Annotated in this window: 3 protein-coding genes; all 3 read left to right on the top strand. The window is 39.8% G+C overall.

Features of this window, described 5'->3' with window-relative positions:
- Nucleotides 1-30 precede the first annotated feature (30 nt).
- The 3 genes from KCG35_RS25295 (at nt 31) to KCG35_RS25285 (ending at nt 1,207) form a co-directional block, all read left to right on the top strand.
- Nucleotides 31-426 (top strand): hypothetical protein, encoded by a 396-nt coding sequence (locus tag KCG35_RS25295; RefSeq protein ID WP_215822624.1) that lies wholly within the window; start codon nt 31-33, stop codon nt 424-426.
- A gap of 4 nt (nt 427-430) precedes the next feature.
- Nucleotides 431-811 carry a hypothetical protein gene (locus tag KCG35_RS25290; protein WP_215822623.1) on the top strand — a complete coding sequence of 127 codons (381 nt, stop codon included), beginning with the start codon at nt 431-433 and terminating at the stop codon, nt 809-811.
- 75 nt (nt 812-886) lie between these two features.
- On the top strand, nt 887-1,207 hold the full coding sequence (locus tag KCG35_RS25285) for a helix-turn-helix domain-containing protein (RefSeq protein WP_215822622.1): 321 nt from the start codon (nt 887-889) through the stop codon (nt 1,205-1,207).
- Nucleotides 1,208-1,446 lie beyond the last annotated feature (239 nt).

Below are 1,446 nucleotides of genomic sequence, written 5' to 3'. Positions count from 1 at the left end.
AGGTATAGAAGGTAATAAATAAAAAATCAAATGATCTCTACCATAATCACCGCAATTACGAGCCTTTTCCAAACCTATCTCACCCATAAGCAACACAAAGCTGAATTAAAACAAGCCATCCATAACAAGCAATTAGACGAAATACAACAAGGCAATATCTCTGCCTCAGAGCTTGATTCATTGAGTATTCAAAGCCGTGGCTGGAAGGATGACTTTCTATTAATCGTTACCGTCACACCGCTTGTATTGTGCTTTGTGCCTGAGATGGCCGAGCATATTAAGAGTGGCTTTGAAGCTTTAAACACGAGTGTACCTGAATGGTATATGCTCGCCTTAGCGTTGGTGTATATCGATACGTTTGGATTTAGGCGCATTTTACGCAATGTTTTATCCAATTATTTAAATACAAAAATTAATAAGAGTTAGGCGAATGACAGTACATCATCAAGAAGGGTGGATCTTCAAGAAAGAAGTAGGCATCACCCATATTATTGCCACATTTTCACTGGTTATTTCTGGCTTTATATTCGGCTTCTCCATGGATAAACGCATCGATATTAATGCCACAAAAACTAATCATCTGGAGCAAAGCTTTAAAGAGTTTAGAGCTGAAATGAGAGGAGATATTAAGCTAATCAATAGTAAATTGGATAAGGTATTGGAGCGGTTACTTAACACTCGATTCCGAAGTTTTTCTAGGTTGACTAGTAGGGAGGAGAGAGACTCAGAAGACTGGACTACAGGTATGGCTCCATTTCTTCGCCTAGCAAAGAACGATCAACACGACACCTGCAGACCAGTAATGGTGTAGTATATCGTGCTTCTACTTTAATGGCAACTAGATGACGACTTGTGTTGATTACCCTAATTCCCCATGTGAAAACGTTTGTTCAGGCTCTTGCGACAAGTCATCAATGACCACTCCCTGTCAGTAGAAGACATCAGCCAGCAGACAGGTTTAACCATCGCGCAAATTTATGATCGTATGAAACTGGGTAACCTGCGATTGAATGAAGCGGCTGAATTTTGTCGTGTGCTGGAAATAGATCTGCAATGGTTAGCCACTGGGTATGAGTCTATTCCTTATATAGAAGGCTTAACTCATAAGCTAACGGAATTAAGCAAAACAAAACCCGAGTTTGTAAATTATCTTTTGCTAGCTATCGATCGACTTTGGCATGAGGAAAGGGTAGGGAAGCGACTGTAGGTTTTGAGTATAAGAAGTTTGCTTTATATAAATGGAAGTGGTTAAAAATGCACCACCGTTGTGCAGTTGTGAATGGGTAAAAGGGTTTCTCGTGTGATTTTCGTGTGAATTGATACCCTGTTTCTGCACATACAAGCACAACATAAAACTTTAAATTTTACGCTTAAGTGGTTGAAAATATTAGGATTTTTTTGATTTTGGGAAGGGTGAAAGTGGTGGAGGCGGCGGGATTTGAACCC

Source organism: Zooshikella harenae (genome assembly GCF_018837975.1).
In the GTDB taxonomy this organism is placed as follows: Bacteria; Pseudomonadota; Gammaproteobacteria; order Pseudomonadales; family Zooshikellaceae; genus Zooshikella; species Zooshikella harenae.
Note: the sequence above shows the minus strand (reverse complement) of the source record. Positions and strands in the feature narration are given on the sequence as shown.

Excerpts from the sequence above, each read along its gene's own strand:
- KCG35_RS25295 (WP_215822624.1), top strand. The coding sequence starts at position 31 with ATGATCTCTACCATAATCACCGCAATTACGAGCCTTTTCCAAACCTAT.
- KCG35_RS25290 (WP_215822623.1), top strand. The coding sequence starts at position 431 with ATGACAGTACATCATCAAGAAGGGTGGATCTTCAAGAAAGAAGTAGGC.